Genomic DNA, 19,728 nt, shown 5'->3' with positions numbered 1-19,728 from the left:
GTCGACACGAGAGGGATCCATGCCCGAGTCCAGCATGACCGGCCAGCGCGTCGACCTCGTCCTGGAGGGCGGAGGGGTCAAGGGCATCGCCCTGGCCGGCGCCCTCGAGGTGCTCGAGGAACGGGGCTACCACCCCAACCGGGTCGCCGGCTCCTCGGCCGGAGCGATCGCCGGCGCCCTGGTCACCGCCGACATCCCCGCCAAGACCCTGGTGCAGATCCTGCGCGAGGTCGATTACACGAAGTTCGCCGACGGCCCCTGGTGGACGCGACCGCTGCTGGGCAAGGCCCTCGCCATCCTGCTGCGCAAGGGGATCCACCGCGGGCAGTACTCCCGCGACTGGCTCGCCGAACAGCTCGCCCGGCACGGCGCCCACGGCGGCGACAGCACCTTCGCCGATCTCGCCTACACCGACCCCGACGGCCTGCATCTGGAACCGGGCGGGAAGACCGGTGAGGACGGCGACACCGGTGCAACCGCCGAGGCGGGCGCGGATGCGGCGCGCACCGAGCAGGACGGCCCCTCCGAACAGGCCGCCTCCCGCCTCACGGTCACCGTCTCCGACATCTCCGCGGGGCGCCTCCGACTGCTGCCGGCCGACGCCGACAAGTACGACTTCGCCCCCGGGCAGCTGCAGGTCGCCGACGCGGTGCGCGCCTCCACCGCCATGCCGTTCTTCTTCCGACCGGTGCGCTGGCGCAACAGCGACGGCCAGCGCGCCTATCTCGTGGACGGCGGGATGCTCTCGAACTTCCCGGTGTCCGTCTTCGACCGCCCCGACGGGGCCGCACCGCGCTGGCCCACCTTCGGCATCCGCCTCTCGGCCCGCCCGCCCTCGGACCCCGCGGTGGTCAACCCCGTGCGCGGGCCGCTGACCTTCGCCAAGGCGCTGCTGGACACCCTCACCGGCTTCCGCGATCGCATGCACATCGACGACCAGCACGTGCGGGCCCGCACGATCTTCATCGACACCGGCTTCGTCCCCACCACCCGCTTCGACCTCTCCGACGAGGAGCGCGAGAAGCTCTACCGCACCGGCCGCCAGGCGGCGACCGACTTCCTGGACGGCACCGAGGGCACAGCCGGCAGCGAGGGCACCGAGGGGTGGGATTTCGAGCAGTACGTTCGCCGGTATCGACAGCTCCCGGACTCCGCCGACTAGCGTGGAGGCCCCTTCGCCGGCGCGCCGTGTCGAGGCCTCGTGCCGGGCACCCCGCGCCAGCCGGGACACCCCTTTGACCTCTCCAGGAGATGCCGCATGTCGACCCTCTTCCACTCCGGCCGCATCATCACGATGGTCGACCAGGACGACGCCCCCGAGGCCGTGCTCGTCGAGGACGGCCGGATCGCGGGCGTCGGGACCCTGGAGGAGCTGCGAGCCCGGCTCGCCCCGGGAGCAACGGTCGGCAGTCCGGGCGCGGCGAGCGCGGAGGAGGTGGACCTGCAGGGCCGCACGCTCATGCCCTCGTTCATCGATCCGCACGGGCACCTGCTGCAGCACGGTCGCCTGGCCGCGCTCGTGGACCTCGAGGAGGCCCGCAGCATCGACGACGTGGTCCGTGCGTTCCGCGAGCGTCTCGAGCAGCGCGAGGCCGGGGACAACTCCCCGCTGATCGGCGCGAAGTACGACACCGACCTGCTCGAGGAGCGTCGCCACCCCACCCGGGAGGACCTCGACCGCATCTCGACGCAGGTCCCCGTGCTCGCCCTGCACCGCAGCATGCACGTCGGGGCCGCCAACTCGACGGTGGTCGAGGCCGCCGGCATCACCGCGGAGACGCCCGATCCCGAGGGCGCGCGCTTCGGTCGCGGGCCCGACGGCACGCCGAACGGATACGCCGAGGAGCACGCGGCCATCGGCGCCTTCGTCGCCGCGATCGCACCCGGCGGCCAGGCCGATGCGGGGTCTCTGCTGGCCGGCGCCGCCGACCCTGCCGACGCGCTCCGCCTCGCCACCGAGGACTACCTGCGCCACGGCATCACAACCGCCCAGGAGGGCGCGGCCGACCCCGGCACCGTCAGCGCCCTCGCGGACGCCGCCCACGCCGGCGAGCTGCCGCTGGACCTCGTGGTCTACCCCGTGGCCCGCTGGGGAGCCCCCGCCCGCGAGCAGTTCGCCGACTTCACCGGCGGCTACGTCGGCCGGCTGCGGCTGGGCGGCTACAAGATGATCCTCGACGGCTCCCCGCAGGCCCGGTCGGCCTGGATGAGCGAGCCCTACGAGCCGGTCCCCGGCGACGAGGACCCCGGCTGCGCCTACGGCGCCCATGCCAACGAGCAGGTCGAGGAGTGGACCCGCGAGCTCGCCGCCGACGGCGTCCAGCTGATCGCGCACTGCAACGGCGACGCCGCCGCCGAGCAGTGGATCCGCACCGTGGAACGCGTGAGCTCCGAGAACCCCGCGGTGCTCACCGAGCGCCCGGTGATGATCCACGCCCAGACCGTGCGCGACGACCAGCTGGAGCGGATGGCGAAGCAGGGCATGATCGCCTCGATCTTCGGCGTCCACGTCTACTTTTGGGGCGACGTGCACCTGACGAACTTCGGCCCGCGCCGCGGCCGGCGCATCTCCCCCGCCCGCTCGGCGCTGGACCGCGGCGTGCGCGTGACCCTGCACCAGGACTCCCCGGTGACTCCCCCCGACATGCTGCTGACGGTGTGGGCGGCGGTGAACCGGGTGAGCCGCAGCGGCCGTCCCGTCGGCCTCGAGGAGCGCATCTCCACCTGGGAGGCGCTGCGCGCGGTCACCACCGAGGGCGCCTACCAGTACGGCGAGGAGGAGTCCAAGGGTCAGATCCGCGAGGGCATGCGCGCCGACCTCGTGGTCCTCTCCGCGGATCCGCTCGCGACCGCGCCGGACGACCTGCGCGACATCCAGGTGCTGCGCACGATCAAGGACGGCGAGACCGTCTTCACGGCCTGAGAGGCGACGACGAAGGGCCGGGGCCGACGGGGATCTCCCGTCGGCCCCGGCCCTTCGTCATTCCGGGATCACACCGTCCTGCCGTGCGCGGCCCCGCTGCTCACGGGCCGGCCGCTCACGGGCCGGCCGCTCACGGCTCCGGGTCGAGGATGACCTTCTCGAGCTCCTCCTCGGGGGCGCTCATCAGCGCGCGGTGGCGGGTGGCGAGGAAGACGGCGCCGAGGACGACCCACACCGCGAGCGCGATCAGGGGCTGCGGGCCCAGGCGTCCGGGCGAGCCGGGGATGAACAGCAGCAGCAGGAACCCGAGGGCGAGGATCGCGCCGATCAGGGCGATCACCCGGTAGACGGGGCGGGCGCGGCCGAAGGCGTCGTGCCCTCCGGCGCGGGTGGGATGGGCGAGCTTGAACGCGGCCAGGCAGGTGTATCCGTAGGCGATGGTGACGCCCACCGAGGTCATGTCGACGATCCACTGCAGGGCCGAGCGACCGAAGAACGGCGCCAGCAGGCACAGGACGCTGGTGAACACGATCGCGACCACGGGGGTGCGGTGCTTGCTCTCGACGCGTCCGAACACGGCGGGCAGCATCTTCGCGCGGCCCATCGCCATCAGCACGCGGCTGGAGGAGACGGTGAAGCCGTTCAGGCCGGTCGCCACCCCCATCAGCACCGCGATCACCATCAGCGCCTTGCCGAAGGGACCCATGATCCCGGCGATCACCTCGGCCGTGGGCCAGGCGGCATCGGGATGGGTGTTCCCGCCGGGGCCGAGCGCGACCGAGCTGGAGAAGATCATGACGACGTAGACCAGGCCCGCGGTGCCGATCGCGGCGAGGATCAGGAACAGGGCCTTGCGGGGCGAGAAGTCGAACTCGCCGGCGGCCTGGGGCACGTTGTCGAAGCCGACGAAGGCCCAGGGCGCGAAGGCGATCATCACGGCGATCGCCGAGACCGGCGAGGAGCCCTCGTGGAAGGCCGGGTACAGGGCGAAGCCGTGCTGGATGCCGTGGACGATCGCGCCGATCAGGATCGCGACCACGGCGGCGATCAGCACGATGCAGGCGATGAACTGGAACCGGCCCGACAGCGCCGTGCCCATCACGTTCATCAGACCCGTGGCGATGATCGCGAGGGCCGCGACGATCACCTCGGGCAGGTAGATGTCCCAGCCGGCCACGGTGTACAGGTGCACCTGCTCCATCAGCCCGGGTAGCAGCATGCGGACCACCAGCGCGACCGCGGTCGCGTTCAGGGCGACGATGCAGGCGTAGGCGAGCGCCAGGAACCAGCCGACGACGAAGGCATTGCGCCGACCGAACTCCTGCAGGGCGAAGGCGAGCTCGCCGCCGGTCACCGGCAGCACGCGGATGATCATGCCGTAGCTGATGCCGATGATGCCGATCAGCACGGCGCCGATCGCGAAACCGATCAGGGCGCCGGCGGTGCCGCCGTCCTGCAGCCAGTCGACGGGGAGCATGAACGCGCCCCAGCCGACGGCCGACCCCAGCGCGATCGCGAAGACCCACGAGGGCTTCAGGGTGGACTGCAGGGAGCGCTCATGCTCAGGGGATGCCGAGGCGGTGGCAACGGGCCCGGAGGCCGGCGAGGGGGCAGCGTCGGACGGTTGTGGTGCGGAGGGTCTCTCCGACATGGGGACGACCTTTCGGGGGTGTCGATGCGTTCGACAGCGTCGTTGCTGCACGGCCTCGCCGCTCGGGCGGAGCCGGGGAGCCATGATGCCACTCGGGGCAGACCACCGTCGGGCCGGGCCGACCGCCTGGTAACACCGGTCGGCCGTGCGGGTTTCGTGCCTGACCTCGAACGAGCGGGCGCGAAGTGGGTGCGCGATGTGTGACGGGGGTCCTAGAGTGAGGAGGGCCCGCCAGCGCGAAGCAGTTCGGAGTCCTCCGACCGGCCGCGCGCGGGCCACCTCACCCTCAACGAAGGAGATCGTCATGGCAGACAGCAACCGCGCCGTCGTGTTCGGCGGCACCAAGGACATGCGCGTCGAGACCCTCGACTTCCCGAAGCTCGAGATGCCCAACGGCAAGAGCGCCCCGCACGGAGTCATCCTCAAGATCGTCGCCACCAACATCTGCGGTTCCGACCTGCACATCTACCGCGGCTCCTTCCCCGTCCCCCAAGGCATGGTGATGGGCCACGAGATGACCGGCCAGGTGGTCGAGGTCGGCTCGGACGTCGACTTCCTCTCCGAGGGGGACCTCGTCTCGGTCCCCTTCAACGTCGCCTGCGGCCGATGCCGCAACTGCCGCGCCCGCCACACCGAGGTCTGCGAGACGACGAACCCCGACGCCCCCTGCGCCGCCTACGGATTCAACCTGGGCGACTGGCAGGGCGGGCAGGCGGAATACCTCTTCGTCCCCTACGCCGACTTCCAGCTGCTGCGCTTCCCCGACAAGGACCAGGCCATGGAGAAGATCCGTGACCTCGCCCTGCTCTCGGACATCCTGCCCACCGCATTCCACGGCCTCGTGGAGGCGGGCGCGAAGCCCGGCTCGACCGTCTACATCGCCGGCGCCGGTCCCGTCGGCCGCTGCGGCGCCGCCGCGGCCCGACTGCTCGGCGCCTCCTGCATCATCGTCGGCGACTACCACCAGGACCGTCTGGACCTGATGAGGAACAACGGCTGCGAGACCATCGACCTCAACCAGGACGTGCCGCTGACCGACCAGATCGAGTCGATCCTGGGCGAGCCGATGGTGGACTGCGCCGTCGACTACGTCGGCAACGAAGCCCACGGGATCGGCAGCGAGGCCGACGACATGGACCCCGCCCATGCGATCAACCAGGTCATGGACGCCACCCGCGCCGGCGGAGCCACGGGGATCATCGGCGTGTACGGCCCGGACCCCCTGGCGGACTCGAAGGCCGAGCAGGAGGGCACGTTCCCCCTCGACTTCGGCAAGGCCTGGATCAAGTCGCCTCGGATCTCCGGCGGCCAGGCCCCGATCATGCACTACAACCGCGAGCTGATGATGGCGATCCTGTGGGACCGCATGCCCTACCTCAGCGACATGCTCAACACGAAGATCATCGGCCTCGACGACGCCCCGGACGCCTACGCCTCCTTCGACCAGGGGGTCTCGGACAAGTTCATCATCGACCCCCACGGGATGATCCCGGCCTGATCAACGCCTGACGGGCCCCGCTCACTCCGCCTGCATGTCCGTCTATAGGAAAGTTCCGTAGCGAGAACCGGCGTTCTTGCTACGGAACTCTCCTATAGATGTCCGGACGGAGGGGATGGCCGCACGGCAGAGATGGGCCGCACGGCAGGCCCGTCGTACTCTGATCCTCGGACGGGCCCGATCGGAGCGAGCGGGATCCGACGAGCACCGGGGAGCTGGACCATGGCCAAGGACACCGCCGCGCCGACGCAGCCCATCGAGGGGACCGCGCGGATCCGTGCGATCGGCGAGCGGCTGATTCTGCCGCTGCCCGCCGAGGCGAGCGAGCGTCTGCGCACGCGCGGGCAGAACGCCGTGACCGCGACGCTGGACTCCCACCCCTTCGAGATCGTGGTCGAGCCCGACGGCGCCAAGGGCCACTGGATCGGTCTCGACCCCGAGATGCTCGAGGTGCTGGGGCGCGGCGAGGGCGAGGACGTCGTCTTCTCCCTGACTCCTGCGGCGCAGTGGCCCGAGCCCTCGGTGCCCGAGGATCTCGACGCCGCCCTGGCCGAGGCGAACGACATCGGCGAGGTCTGGAAGGACATCACGCCCATGGCCCGCTGGGAATGGGTGCGCTGGGTGAGCGCGACCAAGAACCCGGACACCCGGGCCCGCCGCGTGGACGTCTCGATCGACAAGATGCGCCATGGCAAGCGTCGGCCGTGCTGCTTCGACCTCTCCTCGTGCACCGACCCCGAGGTCTCCAGGAGCGGCAAGCTGCTCGGCATCGAGTGACGGTCCGGCTCGAGTGACGGACTCGCTCCGCCCGCTCACTCCACCGGCAGGTCGTCCAGGAAGTAGTAGGACGGCACCTTGGCCGCGTAGTCCTTGCCGTCGAGCTCGCGCCAGCCGACGACCTCCGTGGACCCCTCGCGCGACTGCGCGTACTGGGTCGCCAGGAACATCAGGCCGATCACCGAGGCGAGGCCCTGCCGTGCGGGCTCCTCGCGCAGCACGTCACCGATCGAGGCCTGTCCGGCGAGCCCCCGCACGCGGTTGACCGAGCCGGTGAGACCGACGGTGTCGATGTCGTTGGTGCGCACGAGGTCCTGGAGCACCTCGACGCTGAGCGTCGTAGCGTCGTGCACCTCGGCCTCCACGGGCGCACCCGGGTCGGTCGGGTCCTTCAGCCGGTGCTGGGAGACCGAGGCCATCCGCACCCGCGCGACCCGCAGGTCCAACGAGAACGGGAAGCGCGTGGAGACCTCGTCCTTCTGGGCGAGCGCAAGACCCTGGGCCTCCTGCAGCAGGTCCAGCAGCACCCGGTGCTGGCGGAAGTCCTGGGAGCGCACGAAGCGCGCGAGCGAGCGGTACAGCTCGGTCTTGACGTCCAGCACCTCCTGCGCGGGCTCGTAGAGATCGCTGAAGACGTTGGCGAGGCGCTCGCGGTCGTCCCGGGTCAGGTGCCGGGTGAAGTCGCGCTCGAGCAGGCGGTCCACGACGTCCTGCGCCCGGCGGGTCTGGGCCGGATCGTTGAGCATCCGGAAGAAGGCGGTGAAGGTGCGACCCACCTGCGACTGCCCCAGCAGGTCGTCACCTGCCAGGAGCTGCTCGAGGATCTCGCCGCGGGAGGCCTCCGGGGAGAGGATCTGCTCGCGCAGGTGCAGGTCCACGGCGCGCAGGTCCTCGCGGTACTGCAGGAAGTCGCCCGAGAGCTCGGAGGCGATCTGGAGGATGTCCTGCAGGCGGTCCACCGAGGTGCCGGGGTCGGGGAGCATCAGCTCGCCCTCGGCGAGGTCGCGGATCTCCTGCTCGATCGCGGCCCGTCGCCGCTGCAGGTCCGCCAGGCGCACGTCGCGGTCGGTCTCGGTCTCCTGGGCGAGGCGATCGAACTGCTGCAGCACGAGCTGCAGGCGCGACTCGGTGGTCGTCGGCCGATGCTCCTCGAGGGAGGAGATGAACTGGACGGCATCGATCGTCGCCGGCGAGGGCTCGAACATCGTCTCGAGGTGCTGCGGGTCGTCGCGCCGGGTCACGTACCCCTCGCGCACCCACTGATCGACGTACTCCGGTGCCGTGCGGCCCTGACCGTCCTCGTGCAGCAGCTCCAGGTGGGTCTCGACCCGTGCCACCAGGTCGCTGCGGCCCAGCCGCCGCGAGCCGCCGGGGAAGACGGACTGCAGGATCGCGAGCACCGCGGGGGCCTTGGTGGCACTCAGCAGTCGCCACGTGCTCAGCCGTCGCAACTGCTCGTAGGCGTCCTTGCGCGAGGCGACGGTCTGGGGGCGCTGGGCGTCATCGGAGAACGCGGAGGCGAGCGAGCGCGCACCGTCGGGCGTCGACGGACTGCCGGACGTCGGGAACGGACTGCCGGAGGGCGGCGTCGGGGCGGCGTCGGTCGGCGTCGGCTCGGGCGTGGTCACGGCCACCGAGTCTAACGGCCACGCTCACCCCGCGCCCGGTGGCCTCGCCCGGAGCCCGTTCGCGGCGGCCGGGTGCGTCGGTGGCCCCGCGGACGCCGATCCGTGAACGCTCACGGATCGCTACGCTGGGGTCCGCCGCCGATGTCGACCTCGAGGACCCCTCACGATGACCACCGCTTCCCACGAGACGTCCTCCACCGCCGTCTCCGCGCGCCCGTCCGCCCCCGTCACACCGGCCGATGACCGCTGGTGGGAGGCGCTTCCGGCCGGCAAGGGGCGCCTGCGCTCCCGCGCGCACCTGCACTCCGACGCCCCGGAGCTCAGCCTCGACGGAACCTGGGACGTGCGCTTCGGGACCCGGGCCGACGGCAGCGACCTGGGCGAGGGCGAGCGGATCGAGGTGCCGGGCCTGTGGCAGCTGCAGGGCCACGGCGCCCCGCAGTACACCAACGTCACCTACCCGATCCCCGTGGACGTCCCCCACGTGCCCGACGAGAACCCCACCGCCCAGTACTCGCGTGAGGTCGCGGTGCCGGAGGACTGGGCCGCCCGGATCGCCGAGGGTGCCCGCACGATCCTGCGCTTCCAGGGCGTGGACTCCGCCGCGAAGGTCTGGATCGACGGGACCGAGGTGGGCGTGACCGCCGGTTCGCGTCTGTCCCAGGAGTTCGACGTCACCGATCTGCTGGGCGAGGGCGGACCGCACCTGCTCGAGGTGCGGGTGGTGCAGTGGAGCGTCAACACCTACCTCGAGGACCAGGACATGTGGTGGGCCTCGGGGATCTTCCGCAGCGTCGACCTGCTGCTGCGCCCCGCCGGCGGCATCCACGACCTGGTCACCCGCGTCGACTACGACCCCTCGAGCGGGCACGGCACGCTCAGCGCCCGCGCGACGGGCATCGACGGCGAGCTGGTCGAGGGCGCCGTGGTGCGGGTCCCCGCGCTCGGCGTCGAGATCCCGGCCGACGGCACGTCGGCCGACGTCGGCGAGGTCGATCCCTGGAGCGCGGAGGTGCCCGCGCTGTACGAGGCGACCGTGAGCACCGGCGGGCAGGGCGGCGCCGGCTCGGAGCAGGGCGCAGCGGACGGCGCACCCGTCGAGACCGTGCGCCTGCGCCTGGGATTCCGTCGCGTCGAGATCGACGGCGAGATCTTCCGGGTCAACGGCGAGCGCGTCGAGATCCGCGGGGTGAACCGCCACGAGGTCGACCGGTTGGTGGGGCGCACCCAGCACCTGGAGAACCAGGATCTCGACGTCGCCCTGATGAAGCAGCACAACATCAACGCCGTGCGCACCTCCCACTACCCGCCCCACCAGCGTTTCCTGGACGTGTGCGACGAGGCCGGGTTGTACGTGGTCTGCGAGGGCGACTTCGAGGCGCACGGCTTCCACGCCGACACCACGGGCGAGGACACCACCGGCGCCGCCAGGCGCCCGGCCGACGACCCGCGGTTCCGCGAGAGCCTGCTCGAGCGCACCGAGCGCTTCGTGCGCCGCGACCTCAACCACCCCTCGATCGTCATCTGGTCGATCGGGAACGAGGCCGCGACCGGCGAGAACACCACCGCGATGATCCAGCGCGTGCGCGAGACCGACCCGACCCGCCCCGTCATCTACGAGCAGGACTACCGGGCGCTGGACGCCGACTTCTTCTCGCTGATGTACCCCAGCCACGCCATGTCCCGCGAGATCGGCGAGCGCGAGCTCAGCGCGCAGAGCAGGGAGCAGCTGGTCGGGATGCTGCGCCACCTGGGCGTGGACGCGGCCGACGACGCCTTCGACGACGTCCCCGCGCTCAGCAAGCCCTTCCTGTGGATCGAGTTCGCCCACGCGATGGGCAACGGCGCCGGCTCGCTGGAGGAGTACATGGACCTGGTCCACGAGTACCCCGCCATCCAGGGCGGCTTCATCTGGGAGTGGATCGACCACGCCCTGGCCACGACCGACGCCGAGGGCCACGCGATCAACGGCTACGGCGGCGACTTCGGCGAGCGCCTGCACGATGCGAACTTCGTGGCCGACGGCCTGGTGCTCCCCGACCGCACTCCTTCGCCCGCGCTGCTCGACGCCAAGCACCACTACTCCCCCGTCGGCCTCGAGGTGGAGCCGGGCCTGGCCCGGGTGAGCAACCGCCATGCCTTCCGCGACCTCTCCCACCTGCGCGCCGAGGTGTCCCTCGATGCGCAGGAGAGCTGGCAGGAGCTGGTGCTGCCGGGCATCGCCGCCGGCGAGAAGGCCGAGATCGAGCTGCCGACAGGCGACGGGCCGACGACCACCGTGCGCCTGCTGACCCGCGCCACGGAGGGACCGGTACCGGCCGGGCACCTGGTGATCTCCGCGGACCACGTGGACCGCGAGGCCCTCGCCGCGCAGCAGGAGAGGCTGGGGGCGCTGGTCGCGCCGATCGCCCCGGACCACAGCATCGGCCGGGACAGCTGGCGGGTCGGGCCGGCCGTGCTCGACACGTTGGGGCGTCTGGTCCGCCTGGGCGAGGTCACGATCGAGGACGCCCGGGTGGACCTGTACCGGGCACCGGTGGACAACGAGCGCGCCTTCACCGCGGTCGCCCTCGAGACCCGCTGGAAGAGGATCGGTCTGGACGTCGCCCGACTGCGGCTGGTCTCGATCGAGCCCGAGGCCGAGCAGGGCGGCACCGGCGAGACCCTCGTGATCACGCGCCGGCTGGGCCTGGACGGCTCGAGCCTGGGCGCCGACGTCACCGAGCGCTGGAGCAGCGACGGGGAGCGCGTGCGCGTCGAGATCGACGTGGTCCCCTCCGCGAACTGGCCGAGCGACCTGCCGCTGCCGCGCGTGGGCTGGACGGCCTCGCTCCCCGGCGAGCTCGACGACGTGCAGTACACGGGCTACGGGCCGCACGAGTCCTACCCCGACACCGGCGGCGGCACCACCTTCGGGACCTACCGCTCGGCGGTGGCCGACCTGCAGACCCCGTACGTGATGCCGCAGGAGAACGGCAACCGCGCGGGCGTGGTCCACTCCGAGCTGCGGGGTGCCGGGCACCAGGTCGAGGTGACGTCGCCTGAGGGACTGGGTCTCGCGGTGCGCCCGTGGTCGACGGCCGAGCTGGACGCGACGGCGCACGACGGCGCTCTCGAGCCCGACGGCCGGACCTGGCTGACGCTGTCCGCCGCGCTGCACGGCGTGGGCTCTGCCGCCTGCGGCCCCGAGCCGCTGCCGCAATACGTGCTGTCGGCCCGGCCGGTGCACTTCGCCTTCGCGCTCGCGGCGCGGTGAGTCGAGGGAGCACCTGCGCCGGCCGATAGGCTGTCACCTGCAGATGTACGACACGGACACGGGCGAAGGACAGCTTCCATGACGCAGGGCAGCGAGCACCCCGGGGGCTTCGCCTCCGACGGCCGACAGGATCCCCAGCCGGCTGAGCTGCCCTCGTGGGAACAGCCCGGACAGCAGGCCCCCGCGTCCGGACAGCAGGCCCCCGCGTCCGGACAGCAGGCCCCCGCGTCCGGGCAGGCCCCCGCATCCGGGTGGGAGCAGCCGTCGGGTCAGCCGGATCCGGCCGTCGGCTGGCCGCAGCAGCCCGGCCAGCCGCCCAACTCCTCCACCCAGGCCCCTGCGCCGCAGCCCTCCGCGTACTCGCAGGCTCCGTCGGCGCAGCAGTTCGGGTATCCCGCGCAGGACAGTGGTGCCGCCGCACCCGGTGCCGCGGTGCCAGGTGCTGCGGCTCCGGGCGCGGCCCCGGCGTATCCGACCTACCCGGGGTCTGCGGCCGCATACCCCGCCCCCGCTGCGCCGCCCGCCGTCGCCCGCGATCACAGCGGTCCGGTCCGCACCATCGCCCTCGCGGTGATCATCGTCGGCGTCGTGGTGGCGCTCGGGCGGATCATCTTCCTCCTCGCCTCGACCATCGGCGGCTACGCCGCCGGGTACACCGGTTCCGAGGCGGGCAGTGCGGGAGTGCTCGCCGGCGGCCTCATCGGCCTCGTGCTGAACCTCGTGATCGGTGCGGCTCTCCTCGCGGCCTCGATCTACTTCCTGGCCGTCGGCCCGTCGCGGGTCCGCATCGCCGGTGGCCTGATCATGGCCCCGCTGCTGCTCGGCTGCCTGACCCGCATCCTGGTCAACGGCATCTTCGCGGTGTCCATCAACGCGACCATCGGGCAGAACGATCCGGGCTCGGCGGGCACCATGCTCGTGGTGTTCCTCGTGATCGAGGCCCTGCGCCACCTGATCGAGGGGGCGTTCGTGGTCGCCGGCGGCATCCTCGCGCGGCGCTCCGCCCGCCCGAGCGTCCCGCGCGCCTGACCCGGGCGTCCGAACCGCGAAGGAGCCATCCGATGTCGAGGATCACGGCCGGGAAGACCCTGCTGACGTTCACGGCCCTGTGGGCGGGCACCGGACCGTACGTGTTCGACTGGAACGCGACCCACATCCACAACCCCGAGTGGCCTCCGCACGCGAAGTTCCACAACGCCCAGACGATGAGTCTCGGCGCGGCGCTGGGCGGGGCCGCGCTCACCGCCCTGTGGGGGCGCGGACAGTGGTCGAGGGGCCGCCTCCAGGTGGCGACCACCGCCGCGTCGATGTACTGGGCCACGCAGCTCGCGGCGTCGGCGTACCCGGGTGTGGCGCTGGCGGATCCGCCGGCGCGGCCGAGCCGGAAGGGGCCGCAGACCTACGTCGCTGCGGGAGCGCTCGCGCTCAACGCTCTCGCCTACGTCGTGGAACGTCGGCGCACCCGCGGGTAGCGCGGCTCAGCACTTCGCCCCGTCCACGCAATCGACGGCGGTCCTACCGCGCCTCGCCGTAGTACGCCCCCGTGCGCTCCTCGCGCAGCGCCTCGAAGTCGCCGCTGCCGATCGCGGCACGGATCTCGTCGACCAGGCGCACCACGAAACGCTCGTTGTGGATCGTGCACAGCGTGGCCGAGAGGATCTCCTTGGCGCGGAACAGGTGGTGGATGTACGCGGCCGTGTAGTGCGTGCACGTGTAGCAGTCGCAGGTCTCGTCGATCGGCGCGAACTGGCGCCGGTAGCGCGAGCCGGTGAGGTTCACGCGGCCGGTGCGGGTGTAGACGGCACTGTTGCGCGCGACCCGGGAGGGCGAGACGCAGTCGAAGGTGTCGGCCCCGGCGGCGATCGCGACGAACAGGTCGTCGACCTCGCTGATGCCCAGCAGGTGGCGGGGCCGGTCCTCGGGCAGCTCGTCGGTCACCCAGCCCACGATCGTGCCCAGGTTCTCCTTCTCCAGGGCGCCGCCGATGCCGAACCCGTCGAAGCGCTGGCCGTCCACGTCCATGGCCCCGAGGTCGTGGGAGGCCCGACGACGCAGGTCCTCGTACTGTGCGCCCTGGATGACGCCCCACAGCTGCTGGTAGGGCTTGCCCTCGCGCTCGGCGGTCAGCCTCGCGTGCTCGGCGAGGCAGCGGATCGCCCACAGCCTGGTCCGCTCGAGGGCCTGCTCCTGGTAGGGCCGGGAGTTCATGAGCGTGGTGAGCTCGTCGAAGGCGAACATGATGTCGGCCCCGAGCCCGTGCTGGATCTGCATGGAGATCTCGGGGGTGAAGCGGTGCACGTCCCCGTTGATGAAGGAGCGGAAGGTGACACCGTCGTCGTCGACGTGGGCCAGGCGCTCCTTGCCCTCGGCGACCGCGTCGTCCTCGCCATTGGCGGTGCGCGCCTTCTCGCCGCCGGAGAACTCGCTGGAGAGCACCTTCTTGAAGCCTGCCCCGAGGCTCATCACCTGGAAGCCGCCGGAGTCGGTGTAGGTGGGGCCGGGCCAGTTCATGAAGGCGCCCAGGCCCCCGGCCTCGTCGACCAGGTCGTGCCCGGGCTGGAGGTAGAGGTGGTAGGCGTTGGCGAGCACCGCCTGCGCCCCGAGGTCGGCCATGGCCTCGGGCAGGACCGCCTTCACGGTGGCCTTCGTGCCCACGGGGACGAAGGAGGGGGTCGCGATCGGGCCGTGCGGCGTGGAGATGACGCCGGCGCGGGCCTTGTCACCGTGGCGCGCGGTGATCTCGAAGCCGCTGCGACGAGACGAGTCCGGGGGTACGGTGAAATCCGGGTGAACGGGGCTGTCCTGCACTGCACCAGTGTGCCACGGTGATCGCCTGCGACCGGCCCCACCGCCGTCCGGTCCCGACCGGAGAAGCGGAGGTGCCCCTGGTGCTCGACGTGGCCGCGTCCACTGCGGCGGCAGCCCTCGTGCTCGCCGTTCCCGGGCTGCCGACGATCCTCGCCCTGCGCCCTCGGCCCCTGCCGGCGCTGGCCATGTTGACGCCCGTCTCCCTGGTGACGATCGCCCTCGCCGCGCCGCTCGCGCATGCCCTGGGCCTGTCGTGGTCACCCCTGATCCCGCTGGTGCTGGGCCTGGCGCTCGGGGTCGTGGTCGCGCTGGTGCGGCGTGGCCTCGGGGTCGTGCGGCCGTCGCTCTGCGAGGGCCCGGCCCCGGACCCATCGCAGCACCGACGTGCGGCGATCGTGCTGGGGCTCGTGCTCGGCGGCGCCGCCGTGCTGGTGCGGGGGCTGCACGGGATGGACGGCATCGAGGCGATCTCCCAGACCTACGACGGCATCTTCCACCTCAGCGGCGTGCGCGCGATCCTCGACGCCCACGACGCCTCCCCCGGGGTGGTCGCGAGCGTGAACCTTCCCGAGGGGCGGAGCGGCTACTACCCGGCGCTGTGGCACCAGCTGGTGAGCCTCACGGTGATGCTCGGCGGCCAGTCCCTGCCGCTGTCGAGCAACGTCCTGATGCTGATCGTGGCGGCGGTGGTGTGGCCGCTCGGCGTGGTCGCGCTGACGGCGAGCAGCACCGACGTCGGGCCCGGGGGCCTGTTCGCCGCGGGCGCCCTGACCGGTGCCGTGTTCGCCTTCCCGCTCGCGCTGATGACCTGGGGCATCCTGCTGCCGAACCTGCTGTCCACCGCCCTACTGCCGCTCGTGGTGCTGATCGCCGCACAGGTCCTCGGGCTCTCCCCGCCGCACCGCCGGATGCTGACCCCGCTGCAGCTCGGGGTCCTCGTCCCCGGTGTCGCCCTCGCGGTGGTGCTCGCCCACCCGCAGGGCATCCACGCCTCGCTCGTGATCGTGCTGCCGATGGCCCTGTGGGCGACAGTGCGGGCCCTCGCCGCCCGCACCCGCGTGCTGCTGCCGTTGCTGGTCTCGCTGCTGCTGATCGCGCTGGTCCCCGTGGCCTGGTTCCACCTGCGCCCTTCCCGGGCCGCCTCGGCGTGGAAGCCGCTCGCGGACGTGCCGAGCGGCCTGGCCGAGGGTCTCGGCCTGTCGGGGGCCGCGGTGCACGCGAGCCGCCCGATGGCGATCGCGATGGTGATCGCCGTGCTCCTGCTCGTGCTCGCGCGGCGCGGACGCTGGCTCCTCCCTCCCCTCGCACTCGCCCTCGCGCTGTACACGGTGGCCGCGGCGGTTCACGATCCCGATCTGCGGTACCTGCTGACCGGCCCCTGGTACACGGACAGCTTCCGCCTGGCGGCGATCATCCCGGTGGTGGGGATCCCGGTGCTCGCCGTCGGCATCGACCGTGCGGGCGCGCTCGCGGCCACGGTCGTGGACCGGCGCCGTCGTCGGCCGTCCGCTCGCACCGGCTCCGCGGACACCGGGCGGGAGGACCACTCGCTGGTGGCGTCGGCCGTGGCCGGCGCCGTCGTCGTGGTGCTGCTGGCCTCGGCGGCGGTCAGCCCGGCGGCACGGGACCAGAACGGTCTGATGGCCCGCTACTGGCAGCACCCGAACGTCCTCTCCTCCCAGGAGCGCGCCGTGATGTCCCATGCCGCTGAGGTGGTCCCTGCGGATGCCGCGGTGATCGCGGATCCCTGGGGCGGCGGCTCGCTGTTCTGGGCGCTCGAGGGACGCCGGGTCGTGGTGGCGACGCCGGGCGCCGCGCTCGAGGGGGACGATGCGCTGCTGCTGCGCCGCCTGGGTGACATCGGCACGGATCCCGCGGTGTGCGACGCGGCCGCCCGCCAGGACGCGCGCTACCTGTTCGTCTCCCACGAGACCACGCTCTGGCACTACCGCAGTCCGGACCTCGGCCCCGAGAAGGCGGCGGCCTCGGGCCAGGCGACGCTCCTGGACCGCCAAGGGAAGGTCTCGCTGTGGAGGCTCGATCCCTGCAGAGGGTCCGACGGTCACCTCGAGCTGACCGACTGACCCTCCTGTGCCCTGCGGCGCCGCCGTGCGGCCGGGCGGGCTCACCGCCGCCGTCACGACAGGACCAGGACGGTGACCCGAGGGTAAGATCTGTGCGCTCGCACCTGCCGACGTACGACGCACACGCACACAGGTACGCAGGTACGCGCCCGGCGGGGCCTGCAGGGGCGCCACGGGAAACGGCGAACTGGCCGAGGAGGGGGTCGTCATCTCGGACGACGACGGGACCACGCCCCCGCACGCCCCGAAGCGTGCCCACGGCCGCCGCCGGGGCACCCCGCGCGAGGAGGCACGACCGCCCGCACCTCCCGAGGGGACCGACCCGGGCTCCACCGCGGGCCAGGCCTCTTCATCGGCCGCTCCCCCGCCCCAGCGTGCGCACGGCCGCCGTGCCCGTCGCGCGGGCGTCCCCGACCAGCGCTCCGAGCAGGTGCAGCCCGCCGGGCAGGAGCCCGCACCCGCCCGCGACAGCAGTCTCGACGCGTGGCTCGAGCCGGCCGATCTCGACGACTCCCTCGGCTACCCCGTCGAGTTCGAGGGCTCGGCCCCGGAGGCGGCCGACGCTGTCCCGGGAGCCGCAGCGGAATCGGGCTCGGACGGATCCGACGCGTCGTCCGCCGACGCCGCGCCCGCGCAGCCCGCCCCCACGGACACGACATCATCGGACACGGCACCATCGGACCCGGTCCCGCCGACCACCGCCGCCTTGGAGCGCTCGGAGCCTGATGCGACCTCTCCCGCTCACGCTCGCGTGCGCCCTGCCGCCCGTGCGCAGGCGGCGCCCGCCCCCTCGTCCCGCCCTCTCCCCCCGCACACCGCATTGTCCGGTGCCATCGGGGGCACCACCGGAACCCGTACCCAGGAACCGGGCCTCGCCGCCCCCTTCCGCATCGAGATCCACGGGTTGCGCGCGGTCGCGATCCTGCTGGTCGCGGTCTACCACGTCTGGTTCGGGCGGGTCTCCGGCGGGGTCGACGTCTTCCTGTTCCTCTCGGCCTTCCTGCTGACCGGCTCCTTCGCCCGCCGTCTGGAATCCGGGCGGCCCCTCGCGGTCCCGCGCTACGGGCTGAAGACCTTCAAGCGCCTGCTGCCCCCGGCGGTGGTGACGATCCTGGGCTCGCTCGTGATCGCCTACACCGTGCTGCCACCCACGATCTGGTCGACCGTCGGGCGGCAGGCCTGGGCCAGCGCCCTGTATGTCCAGAACTACGTGCTCGCCGCCGACAGCGTCGACTACTACGCGCACGACGCCGCGGCCGCCTCCCCTCTGCAGCACTTCTGGTCGATGTCGATCCAGGGACAGATCTTCCTGGTGTGGCCGCTGCTGTTCGTCCTCGGCGGCCTGCTGCTGCGCATCCCGGCGCTGCGCAGCCCGCGCGCCCACCTGAGCCCGCGCCGGGTGATGGCGCTGCTGTTCGGCGCCGTCCTCGTCGCCTCGCTGGCCTGGTCGATCCTCTCCACCGCGAGCAACCAGACCTACGCCTACTTCGACACCACGGCCCGGCTCTGGGAGTTCGCGGCCGGCTCCCTGCTGGGGCTCGCGCTGCCCTGGATCGACCGACTGACCGGAGCGACCACCTCGGCGCAGCGCCGCCCTCGCGGCAGCGCGCTGCGGGCGGTGCTGGGGTGGATCGGGCTGGCGGCCCTGCTCTCGTGCGGGGCCCTGCTGGACGTGCAGGGCATGTTCCCCGGCTGGATCGCGATCTGGCCGCTCACGGCGGCGGCCCTGGTGATCCTCGCGGGCCGCTCCGGTCGCTCCTGGGGCGCGGACTCGTTCCTCTCCCTGCGGCCGGTGGTCTTCCTCGGCTCGATCGCCTACGCCCTGTACCTGGTGCACTGGCCGCTGCTGATCGGCTGGCTCGAGCTGTCGAGGCAGGAGCGTGCGGGCTGGGCCGACGGCGCGGCGGTGCTCGCTCTCTCGCTGCTGGTGGCCTGGCTGCTGACCCGTCTCGTCGACACCCCGGTGCGGCGTTCCGCGTGGCTGGATGCGAGGGCTCCGCGGGCGCTCGCCGCGGTGGCCGTCAGCCTGGTGGTGGTGCTGGTCGGGTCCCAGGTGGTCTTCCCGCAGGTGACCGAGCGCTCGCTGACGGTCGCCGCACCCGCGCCCTCACCCTCCGCCTCCTCGCCGGCGAGCGACGGCGAGGAGGTGGAGCCGCCCGACGTCCCCAACCCTGGTGCCCAGTGGACCGTCGACCCTCTGACCGACGGCTTCGGCCCGATCATCCCCGGGCTCGAGGAGGCCACCGAACCCTCGGAGCTCACCTACGACGACGACTGCACGACGGAGCTCGGCCTGCCGGAGACCGTCACCTGCCGGTACACGCCTGCGCCCGAGGGCGATCCCGACCTCACCGTCGCGATGACCGGTGACTCCCACGCGGGCCAGTACACCGGCGGGGTGCTGAAAGCGGCCCGGAAGCACAACTGGGCCGTCTACTACATCGGCCACAGCGGCTGCACCTTCACCACCGAACCGGTCGAGACCCAGTGCAAGGACGTCAACACCTCGTGGGAGACCCTGCTGGACGGGGTCGACCCCGACGTCGTGGTGACGATGGGGACGCGCACCTCCTTCAACGGCGGCTCCGACACCGAGAAGGACCGCGAGGGCCTGGACAGCGGGCTCGCCCTGACCACGCAGCGCGGGATCCCGGTCCTGCTGCTGCGTGACAACCCGCGCTGGCCCAAGAAGAACGAGGAGGGCAACCGCTACGACTGCGCCTACCGGGTGCTGCGCGACGGCGGGAACAACGCCGACGCCGACGCCGAGTGCGGCGACGACATGAGCAACCGCATGGCCGCGCAGAACCCTGCGGCCGACCGCGCCAGCGACGACCCCTTCGCGCCGATCCGCGTCGCCGACCCCGCGGGCGACGTGCTGTGCCCGAAGGGGCGCTGCTCCCCCGTGGTCGGCAACGTCTTCGTCTACCGCGACAGCTACCACGTCAGCGACGCCTTCTCCAGGACGATGTCCCCCTGGCTCGAGGAGCAGATCGAGGCGACCGTGGCGATGAAGGACCCGGAGGCCACCGGGCCCGCGGGCGCCGCGGGGGCCTCCGACGATGGGGCCTGAACCCGGCCGACGGGCCGACCGGCTGTGGAA

Annotated in this window: 12 protein-coding genes; 9 read left to right on the top strand and 3 right to left on the bottom strand. The window is 72.3% G+C overall.

Annotated features, from left to right (window positions below):
- The first annotated feature begins 19 nt into the window (after positions 1-19).
- Entirely contained in the window at positions 20-1,162 is a 1,143-nt protein-coding gene (locus tag DEO23_RS05580) for a patatin-like phospholipase family protein (RefSeq protein WP_240613233.1), read from the top strand.
- A gap of 96 nt (positions 1,163-1,258) precedes the next feature.
- The gene (locus DEO23_RS05575; RefSeq protein WP_109275034.1) at positions 1,259-2,923 is read left to right on the top strand and encodes an amidohydrolase; all 1,665 of its coding nucleotides are present in this window, start codon (positions 1,259-1,261) and stop codon (positions 2,921-2,923) included.
- Between the two features lie 130 nt (positions 2,924-3,053).
- On the opposite strand, the gene DEO23_RS05570 is transcribed toward DEO23_RS05575, so the two are convergent.
- Positions 3,054-4,574, bottom strand: a complete 1,521-nt coding sequence (locus tag DEO23_RS05570; protein WP_109275033.1) for an APC family permease — start codon at positions 4,572-4,574, stop codon at positions 3,054-3,056.
- A 304-nt stretch (positions 4,575-4,878) separates the two neighbouring features.
- Between DEO23_RS05570 and DEO23_RS05565 the strand changes: the two genes are divergently transcribed.
- Both DEO23_RS05565 and DEO23_RS05560 read left to right on the top strand, forming a co-directional pair.
- On the top strand, positions 4,879-6,072 hold the full coding sequence (locus DEO23_RS05565) for an alcohol dehydrogenase catalytic domain-containing protein (RefSeq protein ID WP_109275032.1): 1,194 nt from the start codon (positions 4,879-4,881) through the stop codon (positions 6,070-6,072).
- Between the two features lie 222 nt (positions 6,073-6,294).
- Complete coding sequence (locus DEO23_RS05560; RefSeq protein WP_109275031.1) at positions 6,295-6,849, top strand: YdeI/OmpD-associated family protein; 555 nt, start codon at positions 6,295-6,297, stop codon at positions 6,847-6,849.
- A gap of 35 nt (positions 6,850-6,884) precedes the next feature.
- Here DEO23_RS05560 and DEO23_RS05555 read toward each other — a convergent pair whose 3' ends face one another.
- On the bottom strand, positions 6,885-8,300 hold the full coding sequence (locus DEO23_RS05555) for a DUF3375 domain-containing protein (RefSeq protein WP_420808020.1): 1,416 nt from the start codon (positions 8,298-8,300) through the stop codon (positions 6,885-6,887).
- A gap of 343 nt (positions 8,301-8,643) precedes the next feature.
- On the opposite strand from DEO23_RS05555, the gene DEO23_RS05550 reads away from it, so the two are divergent.
- From DEO23_RS05550 to DEO23_RS05540, 3 genes are all read left to right on the top strand, one after another.
- Positions 8,644-11,733 (top strand): glycoside hydrolase family 2 TIM barrel-domain containing protein, encoded by a 3,090-nt coding sequence (locus DEO23_RS05550; protein WP_109275030.1) that lies wholly within the window; start codon positions 8,644-8,646, stop codon positions 11,731-11,733.
- Positions 11,734-11,811: 78 nt separating this feature from the next.
- A complete protein-coding gene (locus DEO23_RS05545; protein ID WP_109275029.1) occupies positions 11,812-12,762 on the top strand; it encodes a hypothetical protein in 951 nt (316 codons plus the stop codon).
- A gap of 32 nt (positions 12,763-12,794) precedes the next feature.
- A complete protein-coding gene (locus DEO23_RS05540; RefSeq protein ID WP_109275028.1) occupies positions 12,795-13,205 on the top strand; it encodes a DUF6640 family protein in 411 nt (136 codons plus the stop codon).
- 43 nt (positions 13,206-13,248) lie between these two features.
- Here DEO23_RS05540 and tgt read toward each other — a convergent pair whose 3' ends face one another.
- On the bottom strand, positions 13,249-14,541 hold the full coding sequence (tgt, locus tag DEO23_RS05535) for a tRNA guanosine(34) transglycosylase Tgt (RefSeq protein ID WP_109275027.1): 1,293 nt from the start codon (positions 14,539-14,541) through the stop codon (positions 13,249-13,251).
- Between the two features lie 71 nt (positions 14,542-14,612).
- On the opposite strand from tgt, the gene DEO23_RS05530 reads away from it, so the two are divergent.
- Positions 14,613-16,625: a DUF6541 family protein gene (locus DEO23_RS05530; RefSeq protein WP_109275026.1), complete on the top strand. Its 2,013-nt coding sequence runs from the start codon at positions 14,613-14,615 to the stop codon at positions 16,623-16,625.
- Positions 16,626-17,445: 820 nt separating this feature from the next.
- A complete protein-coding gene (locus DEO23_RS05525; RefSeq protein ID WP_165831738.1) occupies positions 17,446-19,698 on the top strand; it encodes an acyltransferase family protein in 2,253 nt (750 codons plus the stop codon).
- Positions 19,699-19,728 lie beyond the last annotated feature (30 nt).

The organism is Brachybacterium endophyticum, assembly GCF_003130585.1.
Taxonomy (GTDB): Bacteria; Actinomycetota; Actinomycetes; order Actinomycetales; family Dermabacteraceae; genus Brachybacterium; species Brachybacterium endophyticum.
Note: the sequence above shows the minus strand (reverse complement) of the source record. Positions and strands in the feature narration are given on the sequence as shown.